Origin of the sequence: Demequina sp., from assembly GCF_049841215.1 — a bacterium.
Classification (GTDB): domain Bacteria; phylum Actinomycetota; class Actinomycetes; order Actinomycetales; family Demequinaceae; genus Demequina.
The window spans coordinates 40,905-53,789 of record NZ_JASGEO010000008.1 but is presented as its reverse complement, the minus strand read 5'-3'; the positions used below and the strand labels follow the sequence as shown (position 1 = coordinate 53,789).

18 protein-coding genes are annotated in these 12,885 nt (G+C 67.7%); 5 read left to right on the top strand and 13 right to left on the bottom strand.

Annotated elements, in window-relative coordinates; all coding sequences use genetic code 11:
* Positions 1-58: 58 nt before the first annotated feature.
* The 6 genes from QM618_RS03440 to QM618_RS03415 form a co-directional block, all read right to left on the bottom strand.
* The gene (locus QM618_RS03440; RefSeq protein WP_428094966.1) at positions 59-1,039 is read right to left on the bottom strand and encodes a hypothetical protein; all 981 of its coding nucleotides are present in this window, start codon (positions 1,037-1,039) and stop codon (positions 59-61) included.
* A 96-nt stretch (positions 1,040-1,135) separates the two neighbouring features.
* Positions 1,136-1,513, bottom strand: coding sequence for a hypothetical protein (locus QM618_RS03435; protein ID WP_428094964.1), 378 nt, complete (start codon positions 1,511-1,513; stop codon positions 1,136-1,138).
* 249 nt (positions 1,514-1,762) lie between these two features.
* Entirely contained in the window at positions 1,763-2,377 is a 615-nt protein-coding gene (locus QM618_RS03430; RefSeq protein ID WP_428094962.1) for a DUF2958 domain-containing protein, read from the bottom strand.
* 65 nt (positions 2,378-2,442) lie between these two features.
* Entirely contained in the window at positions 2,443-2,865 is a 423-nt protein-coding gene (locus QM618_RS03425) for a single-stranded DNA-binding protein (protein WP_428094960.1), read from the bottom strand.
* Positions 2,866-2,965: 100 nt separating this feature from the next.
* Positions 2,966-3,343: a hypothetical protein gene (locus QM618_RS03420; protein ID WP_428094957.1), complete on the bottom strand. Its 378-nt coding sequence runs from the start codon at positions 3,341-3,343 to the stop codon at positions 2,966-2,968.
* 57 nt (positions 3,344-3,400) lie between these two features.
* On the bottom strand, positions 3,401-4,060 hold the full coding sequence (locus QM618_RS03415) for a DNA-processing protein DprA (RefSeq protein ID WP_428094955.1): 660 nt from the start codon (positions 4,058-4,060) through the stop codon (positions 3,401-3,403).
* Between the two features lie 657 nt (positions 4,061-4,717).
* On the opposite strand from QM618_RS03415, the gene QM618_RS03410 reads away from it, so the two are divergent.
* Positions 4,718-4,894 (top strand): hypothetical protein, encoded by a 177-nt coding sequence (locus QM618_RS03410; RefSeq protein WP_428094953.1) that lies wholly within the window; start codon positions 4,718-4,720, stop codon positions 4,892-4,894.
* Positions 4,895-4,977: 83 nt separating this feature from the next.
* Here QM618_RS03410 and QM618_RS03405 read toward each other — a convergent pair whose 3' ends face one another.
* The 6 genes from QM618_RS03405 to QM618_RS03380 all read right to left on the bottom strand — a co-directional run bounded on the left by QM618_RS03405 (position 4,978) and on the right by QM618_RS03380 (position 9,749).
* Positions 4,978-5,817, bottom strand: a complete 840-nt coding sequence (locus QM618_RS03405; protein WP_428094951.1) for a hypothetical protein — start codon at positions 5,815-5,817, stop codon at positions 4,978-4,980.
* A gap of 73 nt (positions 5,818-5,890) precedes the next feature.
* A complete protein-coding gene (locus QM618_RS03400) occupies positions 5,891-7,228 on the bottom strand; it encodes a ParB/RepB/Spo0J family partition protein (RefSeq protein ID WP_428094949.1) in 1,338 nt (445 codons plus the stop codon).
* A 63-nt stretch (positions 7,229-7,291) separates the two neighbouring features.
* Positions 7,292-7,564, bottom strand: a complete 273-nt coding sequence (locus tag QM618_RS03395; RefSeq protein WP_428094947.1) for a hypothetical protein — start codon at positions 7,562-7,564, stop codon at positions 7,292-7,294.
* A gap of 242 nt (positions 7,565-7,806) precedes the next feature.
* Entirely contained in the window at positions 7,807-7,995 is a 189-nt protein-coding gene (locus tag QM618_RS03390; RefSeq protein ID WP_428094945.1) for a hypothetical protein, read from the bottom strand.
* A gap of 735 nt (positions 7,996-8,730) precedes the next feature.
* Complete coding sequence (locus tag QM618_RS03385) at positions 8,731-9,219, bottom strand: hypothetical protein (RefSeq protein ID WP_428094943.1); 489 nt, start codon at positions 9,217-9,219, stop codon at positions 8,731-8,733.
* Positions 9,216-9,749, bottom strand: a complete 534-nt coding sequence (locus QM618_RS03380) for a hypothetical protein (RefSeq protein WP_428094941.1) — start codon at positions 9,747-9,749, stop codon at positions 9,216-9,218. Before QM618_RS03380 ends, QM618_RS03385 begins: the two co-directional genes overlap by 4 nt.
* A gap of 451 nt (positions 9,750-10,200) precedes the next feature.
* On the opposite strand from QM618_RS03380, the gene QM618_RS03375 reads away from it, so the two are divergent.
* Positions 10,201-10,437, top strand: a complete 237-nt coding sequence (locus QM618_RS03375; protein ID WP_428094939.1) for a hypothetical protein — start codon at positions 10,201-10,203, stop codon at positions 10,435-10,437.
* A 243-nt stretch (positions 10,438-10,680) separates the two neighbouring features.
* On the opposite strand, the gene QM618_RS03370 is transcribed toward QM618_RS03375, so the two are convergent.
* On the bottom strand, positions 10,681-10,932 hold the full coding sequence (locus tag QM618_RS03370) for a hypothetical protein (protein WP_428094937.1): 252 nt from the start codon (positions 10,930-10,932) through the stop codon (positions 10,681-10,683).
* A gap of 150 nt (positions 10,933-11,082) precedes the next feature.
* Here QM618_RS03370 and QM618_RS03365 point away from each other — a divergent pair, with 150 nt between their 5' ends.
* From QM618_RS03365 to QM618_RS03355, 3 genes are all read left to right on the top strand, one after another.
* On the top strand, positions 11,083-11,358 hold the full coding sequence (locus QM618_RS03365) for a hypothetical protein (protein ID WP_428094935.1): 276 nt from the start codon (positions 11,083-11,085) through the stop codon (positions 11,356-11,358).
* A gap of 87 nt (positions 11,359-11,445) precedes the next feature.
* Positions 11,446-12,201 carry an HNH endonuclease family protein gene (locus QM618_RS03360; RefSeq protein WP_428094933.1) on the top strand — a complete coding sequence of 252 codons (756 nt, stop codon included), beginning with the start codon at positions 11,446-11,448 and terminating at the stop codon, positions 12,199-12,201.
* A gap of 211 nt (positions 12,202-12,412) precedes the next feature.
* Positions 12,413-12,838, top strand: a complete 426-nt coding sequence (locus QM618_RS03355; protein ID WP_428094931.1) for a hypothetical protein — start codon at positions 12,413-12,415, stop codon at positions 12,836-12,838.
* Positions 12,839-12,885 lie beyond the last annotated feature (47 nt).

Genomic DNA, 12,885 nt, shown 5'->3' with positions numbered 1-12,885 from the left:
GGCGCGGGTCGCGGCGCCGGCGCCTGGCCCGCCGGCGGGGGCGGGCCAGGCCGGGTGGCTATCGGTCGGCCCAGCCGGGGCGCATGCCTCGGTCGACGGCGAACGCGAGGATGCCGAGCAGGTTGATGGCTCGTGCGTGTTCGCCTTCGTAGTCGAGGCGGTACTCGATGGCGATGCGTTCGGTGGTCGTGACTTCGTCCACCGTGAATGCGAGGTGTGCCAGGGCGGTCGCCAGGCCGATGCGGGCGGGCACGTCGGTTGTGAGGGCGAGTGCCTGCCACAGCATGGCCGCGTGTCGGCGTGCGCGCTCGGTGTCGGGGCGTGGGGCGTTGGGATCGAGAATCGCCTCGAGGATTCGGGCCGCAGCCTGTGTGGCGGTGGGGTGGTTGGTCGCGACCGCGCGGATGGCTGGGTCGTTGCTGTTGTCCGTGGTGAGAGACAGCAGGAGGGCGTCGCGGCCGTGGAGGGTGCTGGCGAGTCGGGCTAGGTTGGCGGCTGTCTGCGCGGTGACCGTCACGTCGTCGCCGTTGAGGACGGCGGCGGTGACGTCGGCGAGGGTGGCCAGTCCGTCGTCTTGGGTGGCGGTGGTGTAGAGGCGAGTCGCGCGAGTCACGGTGTGGGCCGCCGGTGCACTGTGGGGTTGGGTTGCGTCGATGATGGCGCCGGGTAGCGCGCGGACGTTGAGGCCGTCGAGGTCGGTGGCGATGCCTCCTGCAACGATGAGGCGGGCGTCGATGGGGACTGCGCGCGCGATGCTCGCGAGGGCGTCCTCGACGATGGGGGCGAACACGGCGTGTGGCAGTCCGGTGTACGTGATGGCGATGGTGCTCGTGGTGTCGCTGGGCAGGTCGCGGATGACGCGCTCGATGTAGCGGTCGCGCTGCGTGGGGTCTGCGAGGGCGTCGAGTGCCACGATGCTGGCTCCGGCGACGTGTGCGGTGTCGGTGACGTGGACAATAGCGAGTTGGTGGCGGGGGCGGTGCTTGATGAGGGTGGGCAGGAGTGTTGCGAGTTCTTCGATGCTGACGGTGGTAGCCATCTGTGTTCCCTTCGGGTTCGAGCCTGGGGCTCTGCTCGGCGTTGTGCCGATGGGTCAATTCTACTGCGGGGGTGTGACATGACCCCTGGTAGGTCGCTAAAGGTCGAGGTCGGCGCGGAGGTCTGCGAGCACGTCGGGGGGTAGGTCGTCGCCGCTGGCGGTACTCGTGGGATGGTCGCCTGGCGTGGGGCGGTCTGCGGTCCATGTGAAGGTCTCAGCGAGCACATGGGTGGCGTCGATGATGGCGTAGCGGTAGCAGGCGAGGATGCCCTCGCGCGCATCGGCGAGGGTCTCTGGATCGGTGATGTCGTCGGCGGGGTTGGCGTTGGTGAGCGCGTCGATGTGGAGCGTCCAGCCGTTGGTGACCAGTTGCTCGTCGAGGCGCCGCGTAGCGGCTTCGTGGGCGGCCACTTGGTCACGGATCCATTGAGCTGCGCGGGCGACGCGCTGCTCTTCGGTGAGGTCCTCGCTCATGGGGCAAGTGTGGCAGGTGGCGGTGACGTCGCAGCTGGGAGCGGGTTGCGGGGGGCCGACGCGTGCGGCATGGCCGCGCGCTCGAGGGGCAGGTCGTACGCTCGTCGACGGCCTGCCCCTCGAGTGGGTGGACGGGCCGCAGTGGTTGTGCGCCTTGCGCGCCGTGTCCGGTTGGGTTGGGTGCGCCGGCTAGGCGCACGCCGCATTCGTGGTGCCCGGCCCGCCTTCCGCGGCGGGCCGGGCGCGTGCTCAGTGCAGGTCGGCGAAGCGGGTTGCGGTGAATTCGACGTCCCGTTCGATCGGCAGGCCGTGGGTGGTGAGCAGGGCTTCCAATTCGGTGAGGTCGAGGTGGCCCCATTCCCCGCCGCCGGGGATGAGTTCGGCCCAGCCGAACGCGGCGCCGGTGGCGGGGTCTACTTCGGCGATGAGCCATTCGGCGGTGCCCAGGGTGTAGCGCAGGTAGATGATCTTGTCCTCGACGGGGGTGTCCTCGGTGCTGCGCAGCTGCGGGACGTAGACGCCTTCGGGGTAGAAGGGGGCTTCGCGTTCCCAGTCGTTGACGCTGTGCGGCCACGTGGTCGTGAAGTCGTGGTCGTAGGTGAGGCCTTGCTCGTCGGCCACGGCACGCCAGTAGGCGAGGGCGGCGTCTGCGCGCAGGCCTTCGCCTGCCTCGACGGGTGGGGCGCCGGCCTCGGTGACGATGCCGGTGACCATGTTGGCGATCTCCTCGAGGTAGTCGGCTGCGCTGCGCCACCGGGAGTTGGAGCCGAGAAGCGCGGCCATGTGAACGATGGTGGGGATCGCGTTGGCCACGTCGGCCTCGATGGTGTTGATGAGGTGGTCGGAGAGCGGTTGGTCGTTCATGGGGTTCCGTTTCGAGTCGGGAGGTAGGCAGGCCCCGGACCTGTGGAGGTCCGGGGCCGTGCGGGTTAGTGGGTGTCGGCGGGGACGTCCGGGATGTCGGCGGCGGTGATGGGGGCCTCGTCTGGGTCGCTGATGGCGCGCAGGAAGGTGGCGGTGCCGCGGGTGAGGTCGTGGCCGATGGTTGCCGCGTCGATCACGAGGTCGGTGCGCTGCCCGCTGTCGGTGTGCCACTCGTTGCTGTGGAGGCGACCCACGACGATGACGGGCTGGCCCTTCGCGATCGATTCGGCGATGTGTTGGGCGGCGCGGCGGAACGTGCGGACGGTGAACCATTCGGTGTCGCGGTCGATCCACCGGCCTTGTGCGCGGTCGTAGTAGCGGGAGGTGCTGGCGAGTCGGAACGTGGTCTGGATCTCGCCGGAGGTGCCGGTGTGCTGCTTGGGGTCGGTAGCGACCCATCCGGTGACGGTGACGTTGAGGTCGTTCATGGTGGTGCCTTTCGGGTTCGAGCCTGGGGCTCTGGTCGGCGGTTTGCCGATGGGTCAATTCTACTGCGGGGGTGTGACATGGCCCCTGGTAGGGGGCGGGTTACTGCCAGTTGGTGAGGCGGGCGGTGAGGGCGGGCAGGTCGGCGTAGTCGCTGCTCCAGCGTGCGGTGTGGACGTGGGCTTGGACGCCGAGTGTGGCGATGGCCCATGCGAGGTGGTTGAGGTCCATGTGGTCGGTGAACTCGTCGAACTCGAACCGTTGCAGGGGGCAGTCGTCGTTGTCGTTGTGGTTGCATGCGGCGCCTGCGTACGCGAGGTGCTCGCCTTGGTCCGATGGTTCAAGGTAGAGGCGCGTGAGGGTGGGGCACGCTTTGTGCGCTTCGGCCAGGGTGAGGGCTAGCGCCACGGTCCACTCTTTGCGGATCGCGTCGATGGTGGCCTCTGTGGCCTGGTCGAGTTGTTGGGGGAGGTCGTTCATGGTGCTGCCTTTCTGGGCTGGGTGCCCGGACCCCTGGCGGGGTCCGGGCGGGGCGGGCTAGGCGGTGAGTGCGACCAGGTCGTCTCGGTTGGTGATGATGCGGGCGCCGTGGCGGATGAGGTTGTGTGTGCCGACGGATGAGGTGGAGGTGACGGGGCCTGGCACGGCGCCGATGGGTCGGCCTAGGCGTCCTGCGGTGGTGGCGACGGTGAGCGCGCCTGAGCGGGAGGCTGCTTCGATGACGATGGTCGCGCGGGCGGTGGCGAGGTAGTCGTGGCGGGCGAGGAAGCGGTCGCGGCTCGGGGCGGCGCCGTCGGCGTGCGCGGAGACGAGCGCTCCGCCGGTGGTGAGGACCTGGTGCAGGAGGTCGGTGTTCCCTGCGGGGTACAGGCGGTCGAGGCCGCTGGCGAGCATCACGATCTGTGGGGTGGGCAGGTGGCCGCGGATCGCGGCCGCGTCGGTGCCGTAGGCGCCTCCGGTGATGAGGGGGATGTCTAGGTCGGCGAGGTCTGCGGCCAGTTCGCTGGCGACGTGTTGGCCGTATGCGGTGCAGGCGCGGGCGCCGGTGAGGCAGTAGGCGTCTGCCCAGCGGGCGAGGGTGTCGGGGTTGCCGCGCACGTAGAGCGCTTTGGGGGTGTCGGCGCCGAGGTCGTTGAGGGGCGCGGGCCAGGCGGGGTGCTCGGGGGTGATGCAGGTGGTGGTTGTGGCGAGCGTCATGGTGGTGCCTTTCGGTAGCGGTGGCAGTGCGGGTTGTTCCATGCCGTTCCCCCCTCGGCCCGGACGGAACGCAGTTCCTTGGCGGGTTCTGGCTGGGTCAAGTCGCGCGGCGTGAGACGCGCGAGGCCCGTAGCGGTCTCGGAGCCGTAGGCGTAGGGACCGCGTGGATCGGGCCGCATTTGACCTGGGCAGGTTCCGCCGACAATCACAGGTCCGGGCCGAGGGGGGAGTTGGGGGTGCCGCGTAGCGGCGGCCGACGTCGAGTGCAGCTCGACGCCACCGGCGGTGTGCCGGCGGTGTCACCGCGCGGTAGGCGCGGGGTTCGCGTGAGGGATCGTTACCCGGAGGGCCGAGACACCTGGAGGGTGGCTCGGGGAGGCCGCGGCGCGGCCGAGTAGAGCCCGGTCCCACCGTGAGGTGGGGCACGCCCAGCTTGTCGTCTTTGCGCTGCGCGTGAGCATGACCACCCTGCGCGGCCCACTCCCGCATAGACCAAGTAACCAAATCGTGACCATTCGTGACCCTGTAGGCAGGCGGAGATCTCGCCCTAGCAGTTAGCCCCAAAGCACATGCAGGGGTGAATGGCCGATGGTGAAAGAGAAGGCGTTTGAGGCGCCGTGGATACCGATGGTGTCAAAGACATGGAAGGAGCTGCACGTGAGCAGGCTCGAATACTACGTAGGAATGGTTCTGAGGCCACTGGCTGGACGCGCGAAGTTCGCGACGGTTCTCGAGGTGCGCAAGGGCAAGGCGGTCGTCCAGTTCGACGACGGTCGAACCGTGTGGCTGTCATGGAACGCTCTCGACGAGCGCTTTGTGCCGGCCGACGCGTGAGCATTGGCCGGCGGCGCTGGTCGAGGCAGTGCGCGCCGGCTAGGCGCGGTCCTTTGGCGCGCCAGCTCGTGGAGCTGGTGGCGTCAGTGGTTGGGCTTTGGGTAGGGGTCGCTCGCGTGTGTGAGCAAGAGTCGGCGGTCGTGTGTGGTGGTGGCCATGAGGTACCTGTAGCAGCCGGGGTGGTGGATGCGGCTGGCGCCAATGCCGGTGAGTGCGTCGCGGATCCATGTGGCGCCGGCGTCGCTGGTGTGTCGCGGCCGTGCGCCGAGCGCGACGAGCCGGCGGGCGACGTAGTCGGCGCCGGCCTCGTCAGCGCGGACCTTCTGGATCGCACGGTCGGACAGGGTGGTGCCGTCGGGCAGCACGGTGACGCTGCGTGCGGTCGACCGGCCTGCGAGTACTGCGTTCGATGCCTGGTAGATGATGCCGACGTGACCGGGCAGTAGGGCGTGGCCGTCGACGATGCGGGGGACTGGGTCGGAGAACGCCACGATGCCGTGGACGTCGTGTGCGGCGAGGTCAGCAAACGTGCGGGCGAGGAACCACGACTCGGCGTTGGCTGGTGCGAGGTTGGAGCCTCCGGCTGGGCCGTGCAGCACGAAGCGCGACAGTTCGAGGGACTCGCGGTAGGGCTCGAGGTGGGGGAAGGGTCCGGTCAGTACTCGTGCTTGTGCGGGGATGCCGAACACGGCGACGCCGACGAGCGTTCGGGTGTCGTCGGGGTCGTGGAACAGCCCGTAGCGTCGCGCAGCTGCTGGGTACGTGCGGGAGTAGTGGTGGGTGGTGACGTAGGTCTTGGCTGTGAGCTCGTCGATGGGTTCGACTCGGTAGCGGCTGGGGTTGAAGCCGCCGTCCGAGGTGCGGACGAACGAGTGGCGGCCGCGGTCCCAGCGTTGGCAGCTGTCGGGTGCGAGGCGGGTCATGTGGGTGCCCTTCGGTGTCGGGTGGGGGTGCGTGGCGAGGGTGCCCCGCGCTGGGCGGGGCACCCTCGTTCGGTCACGCGTCGGGCGTGGTGGTGGGGTAGTCGACGTCGCTGGTGCTCTTGTTGGCGGTGACTCGTTCGACGTACAGCGCCTCCGGTGGGGTCAGGACGTAGCCCCACTGCGACAGGAGCGTGAGGTACGCCGCGAACGTTTCGGACGACCGGCGCCAGACCTCGCGCAGGCCGTTGACGTGCTCGACGTTGTGAACCAGCGTGAGGACGAGTGCCTTGGTTGCGGTCTGGTCGTTGGGCATGGCCTCGCTGATTGAGGCGAGGTCGTGACCGGCGCCGAGGGCACTGCGCGCGGCGGCGTAGTCGGAGTGCTCTGGCACCCGTGCCGTGAGCAACGCGACGGTGGGTGCGAGGGCACCCTTGGGCATGGTCTTGCGGGTGAGGAACTGTTCGAGCCACTCGTTGCGTGCGGCGTTGGCGACGTCGAACGCCTTGTTGTTGGCGATCACGCGGCGTCGCGCCTTCCGCTCTGCTTCCTTGGCGGTCTCGACTGCCTCGTTGCTGGTCACGTCCTTGCCGTCGGCGTCCTTGCGGTGGGCGCGGGCGTTGATGCATAGGTGCTTGACCGGATTGGTGCCGTACGGGTCGTACTTGACGGCGTGGCAGTCCAGGCCGATGTGCGCCGCGATCGCGTCCTCGTCATAGAACACGTCGACGTTGCGGCCGTAGGAGTCCACGTCGGTGATGGGCACCTGGTGTGCGTCGACGTAGGCGGTGAACTCGGCCTGACGGGCCTTTGCGGTTGCGGCGTTGACGAGGCGGTCACGAACCCAGGAGGCGTTCTGGCCTTTGAGCAGTTCTGCGAGGCCAGCGTCGTACAGGTCGGGGTCGTTCTCGAACTCGGCCAGCATGAGTGCCGCGTCCAGGGTGATGGTGCCTGCGTGTACGGCGTCCTTGGTGGGTGCGGCGAGGTCGTTGGCCTTGACGAAGTCCTTGACCTTGGCCTGGCTGACGCCGAGGCCCTTGGCCACGTGGGTGACCTTGCTTCCGAGTGCGAACATCTGCTGGACGCCGCGTCCCATCTCGGCGGGGGTCAGGCCGTCGCGGTGGTGGTTCTCGTGCACCATGCCGGTGACTTGTGCGAGGGGGTCGATGCCTTCGCGGACGACGCAGTCGACGTCGGTCAGACCGGCGTCGATGGCGCTGGCGTGGCGGCGGTGACCGGCGAGGATGGTGTAGCCGCCTTCGGGGTCGGGGGTGACGATGAGGGGTTCGAGGATTCCGAGCTGCTTGATGGAGGCAGTCAGTCCGTCGCGGTCGTCGAGGTCGAGGCGGGGGTTGTCGGGGTGGGGGTGCAGTTGGTCGACGGGGATGGTGACCAGTGCGTCGGTGATAGCCATGTGGCTTCCTTTCGGGTTCGAGCCTGGGGCTCTGGTCGGCGGTTTGCCGATACCCTCATTCTACTACGGCCCACTGACATTGGGCCTGGTATCCACAGGGTTTCCGTTGGTTCGGTTGACCCATTCGGCCCATGCGTCGACGGCACCTTGGGCGCTGTTCGCGTGGATGGTCGGGGCGCTTGTGCGTTGCCAGGGCACGAGGGTGCTGACGCTCCATCGCCGGTGGCCGTCGTAGGTGGTCACCATTGCCCAGCCGATGAGGTGACCGTCAAGGAGCACTCGTGCTCTGCCCACTCGTATGGGCTCTATGCTCAGCTGGGACAGGTCGATAGGCACCGCTCGACACTAAGCCCAACCCCTGTCATGGCCATGCCCCAGCCCGTTCCTCGGGGCGCCATCCGCGTACGGGACGAAGCGCGAGCGTGCCCAGTCGAGTCAAGCCCCTTAGGGGCGGTACCTCGGCGTAGCCGGGGTTGACGCGGCGCCAGGCCGGTCGCGACGCTGGCCCGCGCGGATGCGACCGACGGTGGAGGGGGCGAGCGCCGCGCTGTGTGGCGCTCGCCCCCGATTGGTGCCCACTAGGCGAGGCCGTGGCGGGCTGCGAGATAGGCGAGCAGCAGGGTCAAGACGCCCAGGATGATCTTCCTGAGCTGCTTGGAGAGCTTGCCAAGTTGCTTGAGCAACTTGGCAAGGGCGCGGAGTTGCTCCGGCGTGAGCCGGCTCCGGAACGTGCCGCGGCCGTAACGACCGGGCATGAGGGAGGTCATATGACCCTCCGTTCCCGCGCGAGCTGCGCGATCTAGGGAAGGGACCTCAGACCACATTGGGGCGCAGGCGCAAAAAAAGCGCCTATGGCCCTCGCCAGAAAGCCTCTGGTAGACTCTTACCCGCAATCAAGCAGACAAGATCGTCGAGGACCGCAATGCCGGTCGTTGATCCCTTCTTGTCGCGGGGCCGGCACCGTGTCAGCGGTGTCGGCCCTTTGACGTCTGTACTGCAACCGCGTTTTGGCGGTTCTGCCAGGGTAACGCGCAGCGCAGGGTCGACGCAATCAAGAGGGCATGAAAAAACCCGCCCGCACGAGCTTTGGGCTCCAGTACGTTCGAGTCACGAGTGCTGGGAGGGCCTCTGGCCCCATCAAGCCACCAACGTTACGCCCGGCGACGAGATATCGCTAGTGGGAAATTACGCACGTCACACGGACGATGCCGTGCACGGGCGACGAGGGCGCGATCGTGCGCGCAGCATGCACGATCGCGCTGTGGAGCCGGTGTGCGGGAGGTCACTGTGGGTCCCGCCGTCCACGGTGGTCAGCACCGACACCCTCTCGAGGTGTCGGGCTGTCCATGGGGGGTCGGGGGGTTACGTGGTGCGTGCAGCATTGAGGAGCTGTGGGGTCGGCTACGCCGGCCCCTCGTTGCCGGTCGGCGCCGCCTTCTGGTGGTGTCGGCCGGCCGCTTCAACTGATCGGCCGATGCTCCGCGCGGGGAGCATGAGGGCGGCTACGGGCCGACCGGTTGGTCGGGCAAGGGCGCCGTGGCGTCGTCGGATTCTGCGGGCATCTTCGCGACGTGGAATCGCCTGTCTATCCGCCCGCGGCGCCATCGGAACTCGAGCGCGCCGAACGTCGCGGTCGTGGCGTCGGCGACCTGGTCTTCGGACACGTACGTCTGTGCGATCTCGCCCGGCTGCACGATGAGAGGGAAGGCTGCCGCGGTGCCTTGTGTTGCGAGCTCCGGCGGCAGCGCGGCGCGGTGCGTGTGCCCGTCGCCAGAGCGCAGGCCGGCCGAGATGATCGTTGCCGGCGCACGGCCGGTATTGGTCACGTAGATGATGTAGCCGTGCTTGTGCCACACGCCATCGCGCTTGTGAAAAGGCTTTACGCCGAAGCACCGAATCTTCGGACGCACTGAGATGAGGTGCAGGTACACGAGCGCGGCGATGAGGAACGCGCCCACCGAGCCGATCGCTTCCCACGCAGCTGCGGTCATGATCTAGACCAGAGCTCCACTGGATGGACCTCTCGGACTGTGTCGCGTGGAGGAGCGCCAAACGCGTGCTCCTCGATCGCGTCCCCACCAAGCGCGTCGTGCTCTTCGGCAGACACGACAGTGGCGCCATCGAGACGGTTTTGAGCGCGCGCGGAGACCTGGCGCCACCACCGAGCGGTGAACCCGCGGTGCGCGTGAAGTGGAAGCGCGCCGCTGAAAGCGCCGTCGTCCCTGTAGACGACGAGCAGCCTCTCGCCGCGGTGCTCGCACATATCGACGAGGTCGTCGACAGTGCGGTCCGTATATGCGCGTGCGCGACCAACAGCTGCGCGGATCCGCTCGGGGATTGGCTCACGTCCGCCTTCCCATGAGCGCACCGTGCGCTCGTTGACCTCGAGGACCTTTGCGAACGCAGCGTGAGTGAGACCTAGGTACTCGCGGGTTGAGAGCAGTTCGAGCCGCGACATGCGCGCGGGCGGGGCTTCCACCCACATGTGTGCGCCATCGTCTGACGAGACTGTCGCTGGCATCGTTCGCTCCTCTATGGAGCGTTCATTCTCGCGCTCCAGTACGCAGGGTACACCCGGAAAACGGGTGTACGCCTGGAGTCGTGTGGCCCGCCGGCGAATGACAGCGCGTCATCAATGGCGGTGTCCGCTGCGAGCGGTAGAGTTGGTGCCCTGGGGAAATATTTCCCAGTACCCGATGTTTGGGACGCCACCGGCGGCGCATTGCCGGACGGTCCGCCAGGCGCGGACTGAACGTCTCATGCGAAGTGTCGCCCGGGCGGCGACACGTTCGCTCGAGGGCCCGGGAGGTCCCGAGGCGTTGCCCAGTCCAACTCCAGCCCGTGCGTCTGCGAACCCCGCGGTTCGCGCAATGACAGCCCTGGTTGGAGAACACACCGCCTCACCCTCAACTCGATTGACCCGGGTTACCTATTCAGATCGCGCGCGGGAGCGGTCATGAATCAGGTGCATCATGGGCTTCCTTGAGGCCGCATTTGAAGCGATCTTGGAGTCGCACAGCTGGGCGACGATCGGAGCTGCGCTCATCACTCTGACGCTCGCACGCGTACGCGTACTTGTTGGCTGCGCATTGGCAGTGATCGCGCTGAGCGCCACCGTGGAGCACGACGAGCGAGCCGAGCGAGCCGAACGGTTGGCGCGCGTCCTGCTCGATGTGCCGCAGCGCCACGGGCGCCGCCCTGAGCCATGATACGAAACGCCGATAACGCATCACGCCTGGTAAATGCCGTTAATACACCTTATGTCAGGTGGGTGTTCCCCGGTCGGCCGGCGCGCCTGCGGTCGCGCCGCAACCGTGCATGCGGGCGAGGAGGATTACGGGAGATCGTCTGCGGTGACGAGTGCGACGCGGCCCTCGACGATCGCGCGGACCGCGCGCTGGACGTCGGGATCCGCTAGTGCGAGGACCTCGGCGCTGGCATGTGTCGCCACGCTAGTCTGTAAGGCCCTCGCGGCGAGGTCGGCGCCGGCCTTCCCACTTGACCCCGGGGCCGTTCTCGGCGCGTGCGCGAGCAATGCTCGCCTGGAAGTCGGGATCCGCGAGCATCGCTGCCTGACCTTCAGTCATCACGACGGCCGGCTCAAGCAGGATTGCGCCGCCGGGCCGAGGGGTGACGACGTAGGCCGGAGCGGTTGCCACCTTGCCCAAGCTCAGTCGCTTTCGGGAATCGAGTTCTGCATACATGTGTCTCACCTAGCCAGGGATACGCCTCCCCCTTGTCGAGTCCGTTCTTGCCTTTCGCGGACCGGGAGGTTGGTACTAGCCTAACGCCTATACCCACAAATGGGAAGTGCACCCCGGGGGCAAGTGGGAAAATGGGTGTACAATGGAGGTATGGCAGACGTCCGGTTGCGCGATGAAGCACTCGAGCTCATGAACGAGCTCGACGCGCGCGACCCTGACTGCGCAGACGCGATCGATGACATCCTCGAGGACCTCGCTGAAGACCCATTGAGCGTGCCACACGCCTTCTTTGCGGGGGGCGGGCGAATCACCACGCGTGCACTGCGCGGTCGCGACATCGAAGTGGGCGTCGCATGGGTGCTCGAGGGCACAACGGTGTGGATCGAGAGCGTCACTACGCGCAACCTGCCGCCGCGCCGTCGCTAAGGTCACGCGCTACCCCGATGGCCGTCAGTGGCGCCCGCTAACCTCCTGCCCAGCGCGGAACGTGCACGGAGCAAGGAGGACATGGTCGTGAGTCCAGTAACTCGAGCAGGGCGCGCGAAGCGCAGCGCAGTGGCGCTGGTGTTCGTCGCGGTCCTGGCTGGCTGCACGCCTCTCACCCAATCCCCCGCTCCCCAGGCACATGAGACGGCCACGGACCCCACGCCAGCGCTGTCCACGTGGCCCCTGTCCGACACCGTCGCGGCGGACGCGATCAGTAGCCTCGAGGTGAAGGGGCGCGCACCGAAGACTGGGTACGCCCGCGATGAGTTCGGCGACGGCTGGGTCGACGTCGACAACAACGGTTGCTTCACGCGCAGCGACGTCCTGCGCGCCCAGCTGCGCGAGATCCGCACCGAGGGTCCCTGCAAGGTGATCGCCGGCGTGCTCGACGATCCCTACACAGGCGCGGAGATCGTCTTCACGCCCGGAGACGACACCACCGTGCAGATCGACCACGTGGTCGCATTGTCAGACGCGTGGCAGAAGGGCGCCCAGCAATGGTCCTACGCGAAGCGAGTCGCGTTCGCGAACGATCCCCTGAACCTGCTCGCGGTCGATGCCGCCGCTAACCAGGCGAAGGGCGATGGGGATGCAGCGACGTGGCTGCCGCCCTACAAAGCGTTCCGTTGCGCCTATGTCGCACGCCAGGTCGCGGTGAAGCTCAAGTATGGCGCGTGGGTCACCACAGCGGAGTTTGACGCGATGCGCGACGTGCTCGGCGACTGCCCCGATGAGTTGCTCCCCTCCCCCGGCGTGCAGCCCACGCAGGCACCCAGCCCGTAGGCGGCGGCGCTGCGAGTAGATGTGCTGGTCGGCATGGTGCGGCCGTGGAATGATTGCACTACGCCCCCGTCGCGCCTCATCACCCCCCGAGAGGCCGGCGGGGGCTCCCTTGTGCCGCGAGCGTGCACGTGGTGGCACGCGAGGTAGCGTTGGGGGCGCAGATCCCGAGCACGGATCCGCGCCCATCCAACCCGAGCACGGAAGGAACGCCATGAACGACCCCACCCCCGCGGACGGCCGCGGCCGCGACGCCTTTGAGAGCCTCGTAACCCACCTTGGCGTGCCGCAGCGCCAGATCCTCAAATCCGGCGCGGCTGGCCGCGATGACCTCGAGTACGCGAACCCGTTCGACCTCGAAGAGCTCGCCACCGGAGAGATCCACCCAGTGTTCGCGTTCGTGCATCATTTCCGCGCCCACGACCTCGGAAACGGCGGCTACACCTTCAACCCGTATCGCGGAGACCACCTGTCGATCCCCTGCAACGTCGACTGGTCAGAGCTCGCCGTGATCGACGTGTCGTTTCACAAGGGCCAAACCTTCATCGAATGGGTAACCTTCGCGGTGCCGAGCGATGAGCCGACAAAGGCGCTCTACGGCGCCGCCGTGGAGCTGCTGCGCCGCTACGAGACGCGGTAGCGAGGGCGACCCCTCGCCCCCCGTGGACAGCCCGACACTTCTAGGGG

Excerpts from the sequence above, each read along its gene's own strand:
- QM618_RS03390 (WP_428094945.1), bottom strand. The coding sequence starts at position 7,995 with ATGACCTCCCTCATGCCCGGTCGTTACGGCCGCGGCACGTTCCGGAGC.
- QM618_RS03355 (WP_428094931.1), top strand. The coding sequence starts at position 12,413 with ATGAACGACCCCACCCCCGCGGACGGCCGCGGCCGCGACGCCTTTGAG.
- QM618_RS03425 (WP_428094960.1), bottom strand. The coding sequence starts at position 2,865 with ATGAACGACCTCAACGTCACCGTCACCGGATGGGTCGCTACCGACCCC.
- QM618_RS03370 (WP_428094937.1), bottom strand. The coding sequence starts at position 10,932 with ATGTATGCAGAACTCGATTCCCGAAAGCGACTGAGCTTGGGCAAGGTG.
- QM618_RS03375 (WP_428094939.1), top strand. The coding sequence starts at position 10,201 with ATGGGCTTCCTTGAGGCCGCATTTGAAGCGATCTTGGAGTCGCACAGC.
- QM618_RS03385 (WP_428094943.1), bottom strand. The coding sequence starts at position 9,219 with ATGACCGCAGCTGCGTGGGAAGCGATCGGCTCGGTGGGCGCGTTCCTC.
- QM618_RS03365 (WP_428094935.1), top strand. The coding sequence starts at position 11,083 with ATGGCAGACGTCCGGTTGCGCGATGAAGCACTCGAGCTCATGAACGAG.
- QM618_RS03420 (WP_428094957.1), bottom strand. The coding sequence starts at position 3,343 with ATGAACGACCTCCCCCAACAACTCGACCAGGCCACAGAGGCCACCATC.
- QM618_RS03440 (WP_428094966.1), bottom strand. The coding sequence starts at position 1,039 with ATGGCTACCACCGTCAGCATCGAAGAACTCGCAACACTCCTGCCCACC.
- QM618_RS03400 (WP_428094949.1), bottom strand. The coding sequence starts at position 7,228 with ATGGCTATCACCGACGCACTGGTCACCATCCCCGTCGACCAACTGCAC.
- QM618_RS03430 (WP_428094962.1), bottom strand. The coding sequence starts at position 2,377 with ATGAACGACCAACCGCTCTCCGACCACCTCATCAACACCATCGAGGCC.
- QM618_RS03380 (WP_428094941.1), bottom strand. The coding sequence starts at position 9,749 with ATGCCAGCGACAGTCTCGTCAGACGATGGCGCACACATGTGGGTGGAA.
- QM618_RS03415 (WP_428094955.1), bottom strand. The coding sequence starts at position 4,060 with ATGACGCTCGCCACAACCACCACCTGCATCACCCCCGAGCACCCCGCC.
- QM618_RS03405 (WP_428094951.1), bottom strand. The coding sequence starts at position 5,817 with ATGACCCGCCTCGCACCCGACAGCTGCCAACGCTGGGACCGCGGCCGC.
- QM618_RS03435 (WP_428094964.1), bottom strand. The coding sequence starts at position 1,513 with ATGAGCGAGGACCTCACCGAAGAGCAGCGCGTCGCCCGCGCAGCTCAA.